Genomic DNA, 17,650 nt, shown 5'->3' with positions numbered 1-17,650 from the left:
CACCTTTCCCCTCCCGGGTTCGTTTAAAAGTGGCAAACACCACCTTTCACCCCTCTTTCAAAGTGGGACGACGGTTTGTCGGTCTGTCTTAACAATGGCAACACGGGCGAGCTTGGGACTCGCCCGTGTTGGTGTACGACGTTGTCTCCTGGCAAGTGTTGGGTCTGTGCTCCCGGTCATCCCCGTGGTGGCGCCGGCCGCTCGAACGTCGGACTCTCCTTGATATTGATTGGCTCCGCGAGGGCAACCCCGGAGCCCTTTTTTCTCCCGACCCGAATAACAGTGAGATCGACAATGAACAAATCCATGACCCGTTGGCTTCCTCTGACCGTGGTGTTGCTCGTCGGCTGCAGTGGCTCCCCCGCCACCGATACGCAAAGCGCTTCCCTCTGGCCTGAAAAGGAGCCCCCTCTGAGTGAACCGGATGCCTATGCGGAGGAGATCGAGGCCTTGATGGCCCAGATGAGCGTGGAGGAGAAAGTGGGGCAATTGATTCAGCCTGAGCTACGGAATGTCACACCGGACGATGTGAAACGGTATCACCTCGGTTCCATCCTCAACGGTGGCGGTTCCTTCCCCGGGGGCGATAAAAATGCCCCGGCCGACGCTTGGCTGGCTTTGGCCGATGACTTTTACCGGGCGTCCATGGATACCAGTGACGGGCGTGTCGCGATCCCCATCGTTTGGGCCACCGACGCCGTTCATGGCCATAACAACGTCAAGGGCGCGACGCTCTTTCCTCATAATATTGGTCTGGGGGCCACGCGTAACCCGAAGCTGATCCGTCGCATTGGCGAGGTCACCGCCAAGGAAGTCTCCGTAACCGGATTGGACTGGAACTTTTCTCCGACGCTGGCGGTGGCTCGGGACGACCGTTGGGGCCGAACCTACGAAGCCTACGCCGAAGACCCGGACACTCTCTACGACTATGGCAAAGCCATGGTGGCCGGCCTTCAGGGGGAAGTGAACACCGGGGAGTTCTTCGGGCGCGGTCACGTCTGGGCCACCGCCAAGCATTTTATCGCCGATGGCGGTACCGAAGGGGGCATCGACCGTGGCGATGCCAACATCAGCGAATCCGAGTTGCGTGATTTGCACGCCGCGGGCTACTTCGGCGCCTTGGACGCCGGGGTCCAGACCGTGATGGCCTCCTTCAGCAGCTGGCAGGGCGATAAGCTGCACGGACATCGCTACCTGCTGACCGATGTGCTGAAAGAACAGCTCGGTTTTGATGGAATTGTCGTGGGGGACTGGAACGGCCACGAGTTCGTCGATGGCTGTCGTCAGGACAGCTGCCCCCAGGCCATTAACGCGGGGCTGGATATTTTTATGGTGCCGGACCAATGGCGGGCGCTGCATGCCAACACCGTGGCGCAAGTCAAAAGTGGTGACATCTCCGAGGCCCGCCTGGACGATGCCGTGCGCCGCGTGCTGCGGGTCAAGTTCCGCTCCGGGATGTTTGACAAAGGGTTGCCCTCCGAGCGCTATTATGCCGGGCAGAGCGAGCTTCTGGGCGCGCCGGAGCACCGGGCCGTGGCCCGGCAAGCGGTCCGCGAGAGCCTGGTTCTGCTTAAAAACAACGACCAACTCTTACCGCTGAGCCCGGGCGCTCACGTCCTGGTGGCCGGTGATGGCGCGAACAACATTGGCAAGCAGGCCGGTGGCTGGACCCTGACCTGGCAGGGCACTGGCAATAGTAATGACGATTTTCCCGGCGCCACTTCCATCTACGATGGCATTGCCGAGACGGTCCAGGCGAGCGGTGGAACGGTTGAACTCAGCGCTGATGGTGCTTACAGCACTAAGCCGGACGTTGCCGTGGTCGTTTTCGGGGAAGACCCTTATGCGGAGATGCAGGGAGACCGGGCCCACCTTGACTATGAGCCAGAAGCCGACCTGGCTATTCTGGAACGCATGCAGGCCGAGGGCATTCCGGTGGTTTCGGTCTTTCTAACCGGCCGCCCCTTGTGGGTCAGTCCGGAGATCAACGCCTCCGATGCGTTTGTGGTCGCGTGGCTGCCGGGCTCGGAAGGGGCCGGCGTGGCCGATGTGCTCTTCCGGGAGAAAGACGGTGAGATTGCCTACGACTTCAGCGGCAAACTGTCTTTCTCCTGGCCGTCCAGCGCGGACCAGACGCCCCTCAATCGCAGTGACAACCGGGACCCGCTGTTTGCTTACGGTTACGGTCTGACTTATGCCGATCAAGCTCACCTGGACTCCCTGCCGGAAGACAGTGGCCTGAAGCAGGCTCAGGCAAAAAGCCGCTTACCCTTGTTTGACAACCGTCCCATGGAGCCATGGCATCTTGTATTGAGTGACCTCTCCGAGCGGGCGCGGGTAGTGACCGGGAGCGAAGCCGCTTTGCCCGGCATAGAAGTCACCTCCGTGGACCGGGAGTTTCAGGAAGACAGCCGGCAACTGCGTTGGACCGGTGCGGGCCGGGCGGAGGTGGCCTTGCGCTCCGAGGGGCGCGTTGACCTTTCGGCCTACCGCGAAGCGGGGGTATTGTTGATTGATCTCAAGGTCGACGCCTCGCCCGCCGGTTTGGTTTCTCTGGGTATGCGTTGTGGCCAGGATTGCGTGGGCACGGTGGATATCACCCGTTGGCTCGAGTCCCACTCCGATGGTAACTGGCATACATTGGCTGTCGAGGCGGACTGTCTCATGGCCAGGGGAGTGAATCCCACCATGGTGCTTTCGCCGCTGTTCATCGCCACGGAGGGTGAGCTGGAACTCACTTTGAGCGATGTACGCCTGGCAAACGAATACGAGGGGGAAGGAATCTGCCCGTGATATGAGGTGGCTTGGCCATCGCAACGGTCTCTCCACAGGGAGGTGGGAGCGACCACCATACACAACTGATGATAATAACGAGGTGTTTATGAAACCGCTCAACCACCCAACAATCGGCTTGGGTTTGGCCTTAGTGTTGCTGACCGGTTGTGGCAGCGACTCCGACGATGCGACCGGTAGCTCCAGCAGTCGCGAGTCCTCCGAGAGCAGCAGCGCAGCGTCTACCGACAGTGATGATTCCTCTTCCAGTCGTAGCGAGTCCTCCGTCAGCAGTGGCCAGAGTTCTAGCAATGACAACAGCGCCAGCTCCAGTAGTGAAGGGGCCGAGTACGGCTGGACAATGGTTTGGAATGATGAATTTGAAGGCGAAAGCATTGATGCCGACAAGTGGTCCTATGAACGAAACTGTGCCGGCGGTGGCAACAATGAGCTGCAGTGTTACACCGATCGGGCAGACAATAGCTACGTCGAGGACGGCATGCTGCATATTGTTGCCAAGCAAGAAACCTTTAGCGGCCCCGGGGTCTTTGACGATGATCCCGCGTATGACCCCGACGACACCTCGGTTACCCGGAACTACACTTCGGCCCGCTTGCGCAGCAAGAACAAGGGCGATTGGACTTACGGGCGCATTGAAGTTCGGGCGAAAATGCCTCAAGGGCAAGGCCTGTGGCCAGCCATCTGGATGTTGCCCACCGACTTCTCTTACGGCGGTTGGGCGGCCAGTGGCGAAATTGATATTTTTGAAGCGGTGAATAGCAATACGGAGGGGGCTGGCAACGACATTCACGGCACCTTACATTACGGTGGCGCCTGGCCGAACAACGTCTATAGCGGTACCTCCTACAGCCCCGAAGCGCTCATCTGGGAGAACTTCCATACTTACGCCCTCGAGTGGGAAGAGGGCGAAATGCGTTGGTACGTCAATGATGTTCACTTCGCCACTCAAACCAGTGATGGCTGGTACAACGTTTACTGGGACGGAGAAGAGGCCGGCTTTAAAGTGGGTGAAGGCGCGGCGCCTTTCAATGAACGCTTTCATTTGCTACTCAACGTGGCCGTAGGGGGCGAGTGGCCAGGGGCCCCTAACGAGCAGACCAGCTTCCCGCAGGAAATGATTGTGGACTACGTGCGGGTTTACCAGTGCGGTAATGACCCGCAGACCGGGCAGGGCTGTGCCACCAGCGTGGATGAGAGCGTCGAACCGTTGACCGGGAACGCGGGTCCGGAACCGGTTTCCACCAGCCTATACCGGAACGGCGCGGCCACGTTGACCTTCGAGCTTGGCGAGGCCACTGTGGAAAATACCTTGCAGCCCGGACTCTATTCGCCGACGGCGGGGAATGTGGTGTCCACTCCAATGGAGAATGGGGCTTGGTCGGTCCAGTTCAATGCGTCTCCGGGTAACGTCTTTCTGAGTACGGCGTCGATGGCCGGGGAACCAGCGGCCGAAGACGGGTTTCAGTTTCAGAACATGCAGACGTATGGAGAGCTGCGGTTCGACCTGTTGGTGGAGGCCATTGAGCCGGAGACTGAGCTGCTGGTAAAAGTGGATAGCGGTTGGCCCAATGTCAGCTTCACCTCCATCGATATTCCCGAAACCGGCGAGTGGGCCACCATCACGGTGCCGATGGCGGCGCTGGAAAACAATGACGTAGAACCCGGTCAGGTGGATTTCGGCTCGGTTATCAATCCGTTTGTGATCGAAGCAAAAGGAGGAACCGCTGAAGTCCAGCTGAATAATATCGAGGTCCGTTGCATGTCCCCGTGCGGCATTGAGCCAGTTCCCGCCGGTGTGAGCACGGTCCTCGACAGCAGCTTCGATGTGTACGTTGACGGCGAGCCGGGCGTGAACTGGGATTTTGGTGTGGGTACCTGGGATAACGGAACCGGCCATGTAAGCGTCTCCGACGTGGAAGACCCGGACCGTGGCACGGTGCTGCAAGTGGACTTCAGCGAGAGCTCAAACAATGGGCTGGCTTTCGTGCAAAGCACCGGCGCAAAAGACGCCTCCGCCTTTGCCGCCGACGGTCATCTTGAGTTCGACATTAAAGTACTGAGCTATGGTTCTAACACGAGTGGTTTGGTGGTCAAGGCGGAAAGTGGCCCCGGTGAAGGCACGGGTGACTTACTGATTCAGCCGGAACCGCCGGTGGGGGAGTGGACCACGGTGTCGATCCCTATTGCCGATATGCTCAACCATTCGGGGACAAACCCGGCGTTTGATCTCAGTGCCTTCAATACTCCCTTTGTGTTCTTCCCCGCTTGGGAGGACCAAGGCGGTGTAGAGGTGCAGCTGGATAATATTCGGTGGACCCGTTAGCGTCCGTTAATGGACGTTCGTTACCAGAAGCGGCTCTTTGAGCCGCTTTTCTTAGGTCGATCTCCGGGGTGTTTGCTTTCGGTACTCTGACGGAGACGCTCCCACCAGTCGTTTGAAAAACCGATGAAAGGCCGACTTACTGTTGAAACCGGACTCCAGCAGAATATCCAGAATCGTCATGTGGGCGTGGTCCGGGTCCGCAAGCAATCGCTTGGCTTCCTCCACCCGGTAGGTGTTAATAAACTCAAAAAAGTTTGTGCCAAAGTGTTTGTTGATCACCGATGAGACCTCTTTTACCGGCAACCCGATATGCATGCTGAACTGCTCGATATTTAAGTTCTGTTGTAGGTAGATTTTGTCCCCTTCCATGGCGTTCTTGACCCGGTCAATGGCTGAGTCAGAAGGTTTCTCTTCGGCCGGCGCTCGCGTTTCCTCGGAACGGGTGGTCAGTAGTTGGTGAGCATAGACCAGGCTGTAGGTGAACAGGGCGTTGATCAGAATAAAGGTGAAGTAGTTGTCGGCAATGCCCAGGTAGTCTGCGGTTTCCGGCGAGGAATACTTCGCCAGAATATGCACCGTGGTGGACCAAGCCCAACTGGCGAAAAAACCGAGGGTGAGAACATTCAACCAGCGCGGTTCGGTGTTGGAGAAGTGAGAGTACTCATCTTTCAGCTCCGAACGGTAACGCTGCACCAGCACGACGGCGGCGAAAGAGTAGATCAACGGCACCAGCTTGGCCGCGTCCCAGATTGAGGTAACGAGCTGCTCGGGTTGAGGCTCCCCCACGGCCCAAATATAACGCAGCGAGTCGCTGTCGATGCCGAACGCCGCCATCAGCGCAACGGCCACCAGTGCCGGTAGTAGATGCAATAGGTGCAGGGGTTTGAGCGTGAAGTCCGCCCGGGTGATCGACGCCACGTAAAGGTAGAGCGTCGGACCTTTCACCATGAGCGAAATGACCAAAAAGTATGGAATCCAGTAATGGTCAATGGTGGGGGTGGTGTGAACCTGATCATTCCACAGCACCAGGGTGGTGACCGCGGCCACGGCGATAACGATCAAAAAGAGGCTGAGCAGTCGCCCGTACAGTCGGCTCTGAGCGGGGAGCGCGGCCTGCAATAAGGCCAGCAGAATGCTCTCTGCCACGGTCATCAGCAGAACAACGTCGTGAATATTAAAAATATAATCTTTCATGGATTCGGGGTGCCGGTTTTTATAATAGTTTCAGGACTCGGCGTTCCTTCCAGTTAATAAGTATTCGGGCAGTTTAATGGACGTCCGGGCCATTATCGCACGGATTCCCGCTTCCTGTGTGCCCAGTCAAGAGAAATTGCTGAACCTCTCGGCCTCGATTGGGTCTAGGTTTATCGGAAATGGTGGCGGCAAATGGGGCCTGCTTCACAAAACGCCCCTTGAAAAGTTCACTCTAGCCCCTTATTGTCTTATTGTTATAAGGACCAGTAGTGGCGCGTTCGACCCCGCGGTTGGCGCTTGCCACCCTTAATAAATAGGTTGACCCTCCATAGCCGGGTCTGCCACTGAAAATAATGAAGAGGACTCCCTCCCATGTTTGGAGCGATTAAACGGTCAGTATCCTTCCTGCTGTGCCTGGTATTTCTGTCGGGCTGCGGCTCCTCGGACAGCGACAGTCCGGACTCGGAAAGCTCAAGCTCAGAAGGACAAAGCAGTTCAGAGGCGAAGAGCGAAGCGAGCTCCGATGGCCTCTCTAGCAGCTCTGAGGCATCGAGCGAGTCTAGTTCGGCTGCCAGTGAAGCCAGCTCAACCAGCGAGCAGAGCAGCTCTGGTAGCACCAGTAGCGCCTCTGGAGCTGATAGCGATATCCGGGTGAACCAGCTGGGCTTTCTCCCCCAATCGCAAAAGCTCGCGGTCGTTCCCGACGTGGAGGCCAGCGCCTTTGCCTTGGTGGACCACCAGAGTGGGGAAACCGTTTACGAGGGCAACCTCTCGACGGCCCTCGAGTGGTCTCCGGCCGGAGAATCGATCAGCCTGGCGGACTTCTCCGGTTGGGTGGAGCCCGGTGACTATGTGGTGCGTGTAGAAGGCGTGGGCGATTCTCACCCCTTCGCCATCGGGAGCGACGTTTATGACTCCCTGAACGATGCGGCACTCAAGGCCTACTATTTCAACCGGGCAAGCACTGCACTCAGCGAGACCCATGCGGGTGAGTATGCCCGGCCGATGGGGCATCCGGATACCTCCGTACTGGTTCACTCGTCGGCTGTCGATGGGTCCCGCTCCGAAGGTGATACCATTCCAGCACCCAAGGGCTGGTATGACGCCGGGGATTTCGGCAAGTATGTGGTTAACTCTGGCATTTCCACTTATACCCTTCTGGCGGCGTACGAACACTTCCCCGAGTACTACACCGGCAAGGACGTGAATATTCCAGAAAGCGATAATGGTCGGGCGGACATCCTCGACGAAGCGCTGTGGAACCTGTCTTGGATGCTGCAAATGCAGGATGAGGACGGCGGTGTCTATCACAAGCTGACCACACTCAATTTCGCCGGTATTGTCATGCCCCACGAGGCGACGGCCGATCGGTACGTGATTGGCAAAGGGACCGCTGCCACGCTGAACTTTGCCGCCACCATGGCAATGGCCAGTCGTGTCTATGAGCCTCTCGACCAGACACTTTCCGACAGCATGCTGGCGGCGGCTCAGGAGGCTTGGCAATGGGCTCTCGACAATCCTGATGTAGCCTTTGAAAACCCGGCGGATGTCAGTACCGGAGAGTACGGGGACGCTGGCCCGTTTGTGGATGAGTTCGCCTGGGCCGCCGCTGAACTCTTTATTACTACGGAAGATCCCGCCTATTACGATGCGTTCAAGTTGCGCAATATTGATATCTGGGTGCCGGCCTGGCCGGATAGTCGCGGTCTGGCCTGGATGTCCCTGGCGTTCCACCGGGACCTGCTGAGCGACCCGGCGGAAGTGGAAGCCATTGAGGCCCGGATTCTGAACGTCGCCGACACCATGGCCCGCCTTGATGGGAACTCCAGCTACCGAGTGGCCATGACCGATGGCGACTTTTATTGGGGCAGCAACGGCAACGTGCTCAACCGGGCGATGATGCTGTTGCAGGGCTACCGGTTGGTGCCGTCGGAAACCCGTTATCTGGAAGCGGCGCAATCGCTGTTTGATTACATCCTCGGGCGCAACCCCACGGGCTACTCCTACGTGACCGGCTACGGGGACAAAACCCCAATGCACATTCACCACCGAGCCTCTGACGCCGACGACGTTGAGGCGCCGGTGCCCGGCTTTGTGGCGGGCGGACCGAACACTGACTATCCGGTGGATTGTGAAGCGCAGGACATTAGCTACCCGGCCGGGGACGAGGCCATCGCCAAGGCGTACCTGGACCACTGGTGCAGCTACTCCACCAACGAGGTCACCATCAACTGGAACGCGCCGCTGGTGTATGTGAGCGGGGCCTTGAAAGTGATGCGTGAGGACGAGGCGCAGTAGAGCGTAAACCCGCGCCGGCCGTGGGCCGGCGTCCGGCACCCCATTAACCCGACAGCCCACTAGGTTGTCGGGTTAATTTCTTTGTTAGACTGGGCGTTCTTCCCCCGACGGAGCCCGCTTGTGAGTCTGTCTAGAAACGCCCCGGATTTTTCCCGTCTTCCCGACGTTCTACCCGAGCTGCATTTTGACCTTGAGCGCGATGCCCCCCCTAAAGGTGAGCCTCAAATTCGAGCTTATCTAGAACATTATGGGCTCGACCTGGAGCAGGCGTTTCCCAACGTGACCCACCGGCTTGGCCGCACCCGCGTGAGCGACTGGGATATTGCCGTGCACTATTGGTTGCCCGAAAACCCCCAGGGTACCCTGGTTATCGTGCACGGTTACTTTGATCATGCCGCGCTCTACGGGCAGGCGGTGCGTTTTGCCCTGAAGCGGGGGCTGGCGGTGCTGGCCTACGACCACCCTGGCCATGGCTTGAGTTCCGGGGAACGGCTGGTTATCGACAGCTTCAACCGCTATGCCGATGTGTTGGAGGCGCTATTGCAGGCTTCCAGGTCGCTCTTGTCGGGGCCTCGCTATGCCCTCGGGCAGAGCATGGGCGGGGCCACATTGCTCAACCACCTCTGGCGGTACGGGCCCGCCCTGACCGGGAAAACCGCCCTGTTCGCGCCGTTGATACTCCCTCAGGCCTGGGGGCTGAGCAAATGGCTGTACACGCTACTGCACCGCTGGGTGCGGGAAGTGCCCCGCGTCTTCTCCGACAGCTCTCACGACAGCGACTTCAACCACTTTCTTGAGCACGAGGACCCCTTCCAGTACCGCAAAATCAGCGTGGAATGGGTGGGAGCCATGAAAACCTGGGATGAGACGTTTCGAGGGTGGCCCACCCGGGAGGATGAGCTGCTAATGGTTCAGGGAACGGGGGACGCTACGGTTGACTGGTGCTATAACCTGCAGCAAATAGGCCGCAAACTGCCGAACCTGAAGGTGGAGATGTTGGAGGAGGCTCGTCACCACCTGGTCAACGAAACCCCCGAGTACCGTGATTCGGCCTTTGCCGCCGTCGAGCGTTTCTTTTTCGCCAATTAGCGGCAGGGGCCATTAACCGGTGGGTCGGATTCGCACGCCGTGCGTAATCCGACAACCGTAATCCGCCTAGAAGGGCTCGAGGGAAGCCGTTAACCCCTTAAAACAACACTCGACAACGGATGGTACCCTCGATTTCCCGCAGTTGGTTGAGCACTTCCGGGCTGTAGGGCGAATAAATATCCAACACCACATAGCCCACCTTTTCGTTGGTTTGTAGGTACTGGGCGGCGATGTTGATCTCATTGTCGGAGAAGATACGGTTGATCGCGGACATAACGCCGGGCACGTTGGCGTGTACGTGTAGCAGCCGGTGCGCGTCCGGGTGCCCGGGCAGGGCGACTTCCGGGAAGTTGACCGAGCTGGTGGTGGTACCGTTGTCCGAATACATCACCAGTTTTTCCGCCACTTCCACCCCGATGTTTTGTTGGGCCTCCACGGTGGAGCCGCCAATGTGGGGGGTCAGCAGCACGTTGTCCAGCCCGCGCAGGGGGCTGACAAATTCGTCGTTATTGCCCTTGGGTTCGACCGGAAACACATCGATGGCCGCGCCGGCGAGTTTATCGGCCTTGACGGCCTCGGCAAGATCATCAATCTCGATGACCGTACCGCGGGAGGCGTTGATCAGAATCGAGCCGGGCTTCATCTGCTCCAGCTCTTCGGCCCCGATCATGTTTTTGGTGGAGGCGGTTTCCGGCACGTGCAGGCTGACGATATCCGAGTGATTCAGCAGCTCGTTGAGGCTGCGCATCTGGGCGGCGTTGCCCAGGGGCAGTTTGGGGATCACATCGTAAAAGCACACCTTCATCCCCAGGGACTCGGCCAGCACGCTGAGCTGGCTGCCGATGGAACCGTAGCCAATAATGCCGAGGGTTTTGCCCCGGATCTCGTAAGAGCCCACGGCGGATTTTTTCCAGCCTCCCCGGTGACAGGCGGCGTTCTTTTCCGGAATGCCCCGCAGCAGCAAAATGGCCTCGGCCAGTACCAGCTCGGCGACCGAGCGGGTGTTGGAATAGGGGGCGTTGAACACCGCCACGCCGTGTTCCTGAGCCGCCTGCAGATCGACTTGGTTGGTGCCGATGCAGAAGCATCCGGCGGCGATCAGTTTGTTGGCGTTTTCAAAGACTTTACGGGTGAGCTGGGTGCGCGAGCGCAGGCCGACGAAGTGGGCGTCTTTGATGCGCTCGATTAGTTCGTCTTCGGCCAGGGCGGTTTTGAGGTAGTCGATGTTGGTGTAACCGGCGGCGTTGAGCGTGTCGACGGCGGACTGGTGGACGCCTTCCAGTAATAGGAACTTGATTTTGCTTTTGTCCAATGACTTTTTGCTCATGAACGCTGTCACCTCAGCTGGTTCGGGTTGTGCGGGGGAGGGGTGGAAAAGAGGGTCGGAATGATATCACATCTTCCTCTAACGTTGGACGTCCTCTCCGGGCTATAGAGCCTGCATGTAGGGCGCGATAAGCCCGCCTCAAACAATGGGTACTTCGCAGCAGAGCGCTCCGGGAGGGCATATCCCTGCGAAACCCGCCGTGAATCCATCCCTGGAGGCTTCTCATCGGCATCCATGCCTCAGAGAGTTTCGCAGGGATATGCCCTCCCGGAGCTGGCGCAAGCTCATAGTTGCTTGGAGATAGCACGGGTCTCCTCCACCTAGCGTGAAGCAGCATTCAGAGTACCTATTCGCACTGAGGCTCAAGGTGGGGTATACCGGTTGTAGACTCTCTGAGGCATGGATGCCGATGAGAAGCCCCCATGGACGGGTTTACGGCGGGTCTACAACCGGTATACCCCACCTTGGGCCGGGCGTGACACCAACCACCACTAACCCACTCCCCCAGCTAGTGAGGAATGACTTCAGTGACCACCAACTGATGTTCACCCTCAGCCGTGGGCTCATAATACCAACGTACCTCCGCCTCCTTCAGAGTCATGCCATAGCGCCGCTGCGGGTCCGGTTTCTGGTACTGGGGGCGTGGGTCCTGCTGCAGAATCTGCTGGAGCAACGCCCGCCAATCCTGCCCCGTGGCATCGCTCAACGCCCGGCAGGCCGACTCAGCCTCCGGCGTGAACACCACCGGCACCCAGGCCGGCGCTTCCCCCGCAAAGCGGTTCTCCGCCTCCGGTACCGAATCCGTATAAGGCACATACGGCTTAATATCCAACACCGGCGTCCCGTCCAGCAAATCCACCCCCGACAACAACAGCGACAGCTTGCCGTTCGGCGACTCAATGCCCTCAAGCTTCACCACCGACAAGCCGATCGGATTAGGGCGAAGCGGGGAGCGGGTGGCGAAAACGCCCAGGCTCTTATTGCCCCCCAAACGCGGAGGACGAACCCGGGGGCGCCATTGGTCGCTTGGGGGGCGGTGGAAGACAAATTGCAGCCAGAGGTGGGTGCACTGATCCAGCCCCTCCAGCGTTTGCGGATCATCGTAAGGGGGCAGCAGCTCCAGTCGAGCCCGAACCGCCGGCGCCAAGCCGGGCTGGCGTGGGATACCGAATTTTTCCACAAAACTGGAGTGCACGATCCCGATGGGCGAAAAACAATAAGTCATGGAAGAAGCTCGGTGGCGGATGTTTATTCGGCGCTCGCGCGCATGAGTGTGGCTGATTGCGACCCCTGTCCTTGTCGGCTCCGGGGAATTCCCTTAACCTCGAAGGCATTCCAATCAACTGCGGTGGGGCCTCTCCCGTGCCGCTCACTCAAGGAACGCATACATGCTGGTAGGACTGTGGGTGGCGGTGGCCACGTTGTTGTTGCTGACTCTGATCCCGCTTTCCCGAATCGAGGCCTGGTGGGTGCGGGGGTTGGACTTTCCCCGCCTTCAACTGTCCTGCCTGGCGCTGATAGTGGCGCTGGCCGTTTTGGGGCTTCTCGACAGGGAGCAGCCTTCCACCTGGATTATGCTGACGTTGAGTCTGGCATGCCTGTGCTACCACGCTTTGTGGATTGTGCCATATACGCCACTGCACTCGAAAGAAGTCCGCGCCGCCGGCGCGCTGTCGGAGAAGGATCGGGCCCAACGCATTGCGATTATGACGGCCAATGTGCTGACCCCCAACCGCAACGCCGAAGGGCTCCTGGCAATGGTCGCGCACCACCGGCCCGACGTGCTGGTCACCCTGGAGTCCGACGACTGGTGGCAGAAACAACTCGATGCGCTTGAGCCCGAGTACCCCTACACCATCAAATGCCCGCAGGATAACCTGTACGGTATGCACGTTTACTCCCGCTACCCGCTAAAAAACGCCGCCCTGCAATTTTTGGTGGAGGAGGACGTGCCCTCCATGCACGCCGAGGCGGTGCTGCCTTCCGGGCGCCGGGTGGTGCTGCACTTTTTGCACCCCGCACCGCCGAGCCCTTCGGAGAATGAGACCTCCTCCGAGCGTGATGCCGAACTGGTGATGGTCGGGCGCAGCGTGGCCAAAAGCGGTGCGCCGGCCATTGTCACAGGGGACTTGAATGATGTGGCCTGGTCGGCCACCACCCGGTTGTTTCGCAAAGTCAGTGGGTTGCTGGACCCGCGTATCGGGCGCGGGATGTTTAACAGCTTTCACGCGGACTACCCGTTCATCCGCTGGCCGCTGGACCACCTGTTTCACAGTGACGACTTTGTCTTGGAAAACATTCAGCGCCTGTCATCGTTCGGCTCGGACCATTTTCCCGTGCTGGTGCGGCTGGTTTACCGAGAACGGGCCAAGCCCCAAGAAGGGATTGAGCCCGATACTGAGGACCGACAGCTGGCACAGGAAAAGATGGAGGACGAGGCGGTGAGCCCGGGGGAAGTCCACCGTCCGGAGTTGTCGTTGCTTGCAACGGGGGTACTTGGATAGAGGCCCAGGCCTGGACCTGCGGTTAGTCGCTATTGGGGATACGGCTAAACCCCATTTTCTCAAAGGCCTGATGGAGCTTGGCGAGCGTAATGGGTTTGCCAAGGTAGTGGTTCATGCCGCAGGCGAATACCGCCTCGCGATGCTCCTGAAGGGCGTGAGCGGTCAAGGCCACAATGGGGGTGGCCGGTTGGTTGTGATGGCGCTCGTGTTCGCGAATGCTGCGAGTGGCTTCGAAACCGTCCATTTCCGGCATTTCACAGTCCATCAACACCAAATCATAGTCCCTTCGGCACGCCGCCTCATAAGCCTGTAAGCCGTCCTCCACCAGTTCCGCGTCAATGCCCATCTTCCCCAGCAACCCCTTGATCACCATCCGGTTCACGGCATTATCTTCGGCCACCAGTACCTTCAAATGAGAGAACTGCTGGTAGTTTGTCTCGTTGGGGCGGGTTGTCTGCTCGACTTCCGGATCCGCGCCGAGCATGCCCAGCAGTCGGCGGCGCAGGCTGCGAGCCGAGAAGGGCTTGTGCAATAAGCTATGGATTTGCAGATCTTCGAGGGTTTCCGGCCCCAGGCGCAGCTCGCCGGCATTGAGAATAATTCGGGGTATGCCCTCGGCGGCCGGCTCGTGCAGCAATCGTTCGGCGAACGCCACCCCTTCCATATCCTTGAGCTGGCTGCCGATGGCGATAAAGTCGACCGCTTTGTGCTCGGAATTCAACTCGTGGAGGCGGCTCAGGGCCCGTTCGGCGGAGGCGACGGCGTCCAGTGTCATACCCCAGCGGCGGGCGTGACGCTTGAGAAACTCCGCAAGCCGGGTGCTCGGGTCCACCAACAGCAGGCGACGGCCACCCAGCCGCTGCCGGGCGCTTTGTTCTCGTTGGACGGTATCGGGCATGGTCTCAAAGGTGGCTGTAAACCAGAACCGGGCGCCCCGGCCTTTTTCGCTCTCGACACCGATCTCGCCACCCATGAGCTCCGCCAGACTGTTACAAATGGCCAGCCCGAGCCCCGTACCCCCGTACTGGCGCGTGGTGGAGGTATCTTCCTGATTGAACGAATCGAACAGGGTTTTCTGAGCGGAGCGAGCGATGCCAATGCCTGTGTCCTGAATGGAAAACAGCAGCTTGGGGTGCTCGGGGGTGTTGTCCTGAGCTAGAGACACTTCCAGAACGATATGGCCTTTAGTGGTAAATTTGAAGGCGTTGCCCACCAAATTGATGAGAATCTGACGCAAGCGGGTCGGGTCGCCTTTTAGCCGGCGGGGCACCTCCGGATCCACACCGCCCATCAGCTCAATGCCATGTTTGTTGGCCGTGGCCCCGAACAGTTGGAGGCAGTCTTCGACCAAATCCTCCAAATCAAAGGCGGCCATTTCCAGCTGCATTTTGCCCGCTTCGATTTTGGAGTAATCCAAAATGTCGTTAATAATATCGAGCAAGGTTTCGCCGGAGCGGTGGATCACGTCCAGGTAATGGCGCTGGTTATCGTTCAGGGGCGTGTCCCGGAGCATATCCAACATGCCGATGACGCCGTTCATGGGGGTACGGATTTCATGGCTCATGGTCGCCAGGAACTGGCTTTTGGCTCGGTTGGCATCCTCGGCGGCGAGTTTTTGGCGTTGGCTTTTAATTTTTTCCTCTTTCTCGCTCAGCAACGCCAGCTCAATGGCATGCCGTTGCTCGATATCCTCCAGCAGCGTCTCGCGCATGTGGTTGATGGCGTTCACGACATTGTCCAACTCGTCAGGCTTATGGTCGCCTTTCACCCGCTTGAGCTTCAGAGGGGTGGTTAGGTTATCCAGGTGCAGCTGTCGGGCGTAATGGGCAATGGTTTCCATATGGCGGGTCAGTAGCGTGTACACCAACCACAGGATAAAGAAGGAAACCACCAGGGTTTTGGTGCCCTGTACCCCCGCAATAAACAGTGTGCGCTGCCACAGCCGGTCGTAGATAGTGGTCAGGCTGGCGGTAATTCGCAAAGTGCCCAGCTCCTGGCGGGGGGTGCTTTCATCCTCATAAACCAGTGGGTACTCCTTGACCAAGTATTGGTTCGGGTTGGCTTCGATTTTCTCAAGCGTAATGCCGTCTCTTTGGGCCACGAGGGTCTGCTCGCTGTTATTCCAGTCGCTCCAGGAGACGCTGACGTGAACCACATCCTCCACATCCAAGACGCTCTCGACCTGAATGGAAAGTTGCTCGTGATCAAACCCCCATAGGCTCTTGGTAATGCTGGCCAGGGTGCTGACCCGCACCTGGTCCATACGCTCTTCCAGTGCGGAGACATCATCGTGGAAGCTGGCGTAGAGCTGCATTAGAATGGCGACCAGCGTGATCGCGGAACTGCTGAGAATAATCAGTCCGAGCAGGCGGGCGGCGATGGGATTCTCGCGCGTGTAGCGAATCAGTCGGAGCATGGAGTCAGGCATCGCTGGAATGAGTTGGGCGAAGTGATTTAAGTGTAGCACTTCGTCCCTGCTTCGTTGACCGGGTTTACTATGACAGGCGCCCCAGTGCTGGCGCGGGCGTGTTATTCGCCGCCGTCGGTGGTCCGGTTGCGCTGTTCGCACGTACTTAATTGTCAGGATGAAAACGTCGGCGCGGGCGCACACAGCTCCCGCCACCGAACACACCAAGAGGAAATGCGATGATTGCTCGTTATGTTCTCTCCAATGCAGCGGCGGAGCGACCTTATGTTTAGCTGGCTGAAGCCCGACCCGAAGAAACGTTTGCAGAAAGCCTATGAAAAAAAGCTGGAAGCGGCCATGCTGGCGCAGCGCAGTGGTGACATTAAAAGCTACTCCCTACTGAGCGAAGAAGCCGACGGGCTCTACCGAGAGCTGCAGTCGCTGGCGTCGCCGCCGCGCTAATGGGTCGCGCGGATCGCTAGAACGCGGCCAGCACGTCGTTCAAAAAGCGTCGTCCCAGCTCGGTGGTGACCAACCGTTCCCGGTAGGGGCGGACCAGCCCCTTCTCCTCTAACGCTTGCCACTGTGGCTGAAGCGCCGTCATGGCTAGCCCAGTGCGCTCGGTGAACTGAGCGCTTGGCACCCCCTCGTTCAAACGCAGGGCGTTTAACAGATAATCCAGCGGCAGGGCTTCCGGCTCCAGGGTCTGCTCTCCGGCAAGCATCGGGTGGGGGCTGCTGCTGGCGAGCGCGTGGCGCCGCTCCAGGTAGTGCGCCGGTAGCCGGGTTTTCCACCGGCGGACAATGCGGTTTGTCTCCGGCAGGGTAACTTTGCCGTGGGCGCCGGCGCCGATACCCAGGTAGTCGCCGTAGGTCCAGTAGTTGAGGTTGTGCCCGGCGCGGCGCTGAGGCCGGGCATAGGCCGACACTTCGTACTGCCCGTAACCGGCTCCAGCCAGAAGGGCCTCACCGGTATCCTGAATATCCGCCAGGGTGTCTTCCACCGGCAACAAGGGCGGGGCGTTGTAAAAGTGGGTATTGGGTTCAATGGTCAGCTGGTACCAGGATAGGTGTTCGGGCGCCAGGGCGATAGCCTGCTCCAGGTCGGCCCGAGCCGCGGCGGTGGTTTGATCCGGCAGGCCGTGCATCAGGTCGAGGTTGAGGTTGTCGAACCCGGCCTTTCGCGCCACTTCCACGGCGGCGAGCGCTTCGTCGCGACCGTGAATGCGCCCCAGGCGCTTCAGTTGCGCTTCTTGGAAACTCTGAATGCCGATGGACAGGCGGTTCACGCCGGCCTGGCGGTAGCCGGAAAAGCGTGCCTGCTCGAAAGTGCCCGGGTTGGCCTCAAGCGTAATTTCCGCTTCGGGGGTCAGGCCCACCAGCCGGTCGACGCTGGCCAGAATGCGGCCGATGGCCTCGGCGGAGAACAGGCTGGGGGTGCCGCCTCCGAAAAAGACGGTGTGTATTTTTCGTCCCTGCGCCAAATGTGCCTCGGCTCGTAGGTCTTCAATCAGAGCATCGACGTAGTCGCTCTCGGGCAGCTCCTCTCCCGCTTGGTGAGAGTTGAAGTCGCAATAGGGGCATTTGCGCACGCACCAGGGGATGTGGACGTAGAGAGACAGGGGCGGCAGAGCGAGGGACATGAAGGCAGAGTTCGTGGTGGCTAAAACCGCCACTATAACACGGACGGGCCCCACCGGCGGCGGGCCCGTCCGA

At 59.2% G+C, this 17,650-nt stretch carries 11 protein-coding genes; 6 read left to right on the top strand and 5 right to left on the bottom strand.

Annotation, left to right across the window (positions count from 1 at the left end; translation table 11 throughout):
• Window positions 1–294 precede the first annotated feature (294 nt).
• A complete protein-coding gene (locus tag AAE514_RS06545) occupies window positions 295–2,793 on the top strand; it encodes a glycoside hydrolase family 3 protein (RefSeq protein WP_347330723.1) in 2,499 nt (832 codons plus the stop codon).
• Between the two features lie 88 nt (window positions 2,794–2,881).
• A complete protein-coding gene (locus tag AAE514_RS06540; RefSeq protein ID WP_347330722.1) occupies window positions 2,882–5,116 on the top strand; it encodes a glycoside hydrolase family 16 protein in 2,235 nt (744 codons plus the stop codon).
• 51 nt (window positions 5,117–5,167) lie between these two features.
• On the opposite strand, the gene AAE514_RS06535 is transcribed toward AAE514_RS06540, so the two are convergent.
• Window positions 5,168–6,310 (bottom strand): AraC family transcriptional regulator, encoded by a 1,143-nt coding sequence (locus AAE514_RS06535; RefSeq protein WP_347330721.1) that lies wholly within the window; start codon window positions 6,308–6,310, stop codon window positions 5,168–5,170.
• 372 nt (window positions 6,311–6,682) lie between these two features.
• Here AAE514_RS06535 and AAE514_RS06530 point away from each other — a divergent pair, with 372 nt between their 5' ends.
• Both AAE514_RS06530 and AAE514_RS06525 read left to right on the top strand, forming a co-directional pair.
• Window positions 6,683–8,608, top strand: coding sequence for a glycoside hydrolase family 9 protein (locus AAE514_RS06530; protein ID WP_347330720.1), 1,926 nt, complete (start codon window positions 6,683–6,685; stop codon window positions 8,606–8,608).
• Window positions 8,609–8,728: 120 nt separating this feature from the next.
• On the top strand, window positions 8,729–9,697 hold the full coding sequence (locus AAE514_RS06525) for an alpha/beta hydrolase (protein ID WP_347330719.1): 969 nt from the start codon (window positions 8,729–8,731) through the stop codon (window positions 9,695–9,697).
• A gap of 97 nt (window positions 9,698–9,794) precedes the next feature.
• On the opposite strand, the gene serA is transcribed toward AAE514_RS06525, so the two are convergent.
• Window positions 9,795–11,024, bottom strand: a complete 1,230-nt coding sequence (gene serA, locus AAE514_RS06520; protein WP_347330718.1) for a phosphoglycerate dehydrogenase — start codon at window positions 11,022–11,024, stop codon at window positions 9,795–9,797.
• 508 nt (window positions 11,025–11,532) lie between these two features.
• Window positions 11,533–12,249: a tRNA (N6-threonylcarbamoyladenosine(37)-N6)-methyltransferase TrmO gene (gene tsaA / locus AAE514_RS06515; protein ID WP_347330717.1), complete on the bottom strand. Its 717-nt coding sequence runs from the start codon at window positions 12,247–12,249 to the stop codon at window positions 11,533–11,535.
• 163 nt (window positions 12,250–12,412) lie between these two features.
• Here tsaA and AAE514_RS06510 point away from each other — a divergent pair, with 163 nt between their 5' ends.
• Window positions 12,413–13,528: an endonuclease/exonuclease/phosphatase family protein gene (locus tag AAE514_RS06510; protein WP_347330716.1), complete on the top strand. Its 1,116-nt coding sequence runs from the start codon at window positions 12,413–12,415 to the stop codon at window positions 13,526–13,528.
• 22 nt (window positions 13,529–13,550) lie between these two features.
• On the opposite strand, the gene AAE514_RS06505 is transcribed toward AAE514_RS06510, so the two are convergent.
• Window positions 13,551–15,995: a response regulator gene (locus AAE514_RS06505; RefSeq protein WP_347330715.1), complete on the bottom strand. Its 2,445-nt coding sequence runs from the start codon at window positions 15,993–15,995 to the stop codon at window positions 13,551–13,553.
• Between the two features lie 225 nt (window positions 15,996–16,220).
• Here AAE514_RS06505 and AAE514_RS06500 point away from each other — a divergent pair, with 225 nt between their 5' ends.
• A complete protein-coding gene (locus tag AAE514_RS06500; protein ID WP_347330714.1) occupies window positions 16,221–16,397 on the top strand; it encodes a DUF6435 family protein in 177 nt (58 codons plus the stop codon).
• 16 nt (window positions 16,398–16,413) lie between these two features.
• On the opposite strand, the gene hemW is transcribed toward AAE514_RS06500, so the two are convergent.
• Window positions 16,414–17,577, bottom strand: coding sequence for a radical SAM family heme chaperone HemW (gene hemW / locus AAE514_RS06495; RefSeq protein ID WP_347330713.1), 1,164 nt, complete (start codon window positions 17,575–17,577; stop codon window positions 16,414–16,416).
• Window positions 17,578–17,650 lie beyond the last annotated feature (73 nt).

Source organism: Marinimicrobium locisalis, from assembly GCF_039822625.1.
Lineage (GTDB): Bacteria > Pseudomonadota > Gammaproteobacteria > Pseudomonadales > Cellvibrionaceae > Marinimicrobium > Marinimicrobium locisalis.
The sequence above is the reverse complement of the archived record's forward strand: the minus strand, read 5'-3'. Positions and strand labels throughout refer to the sequence as shown.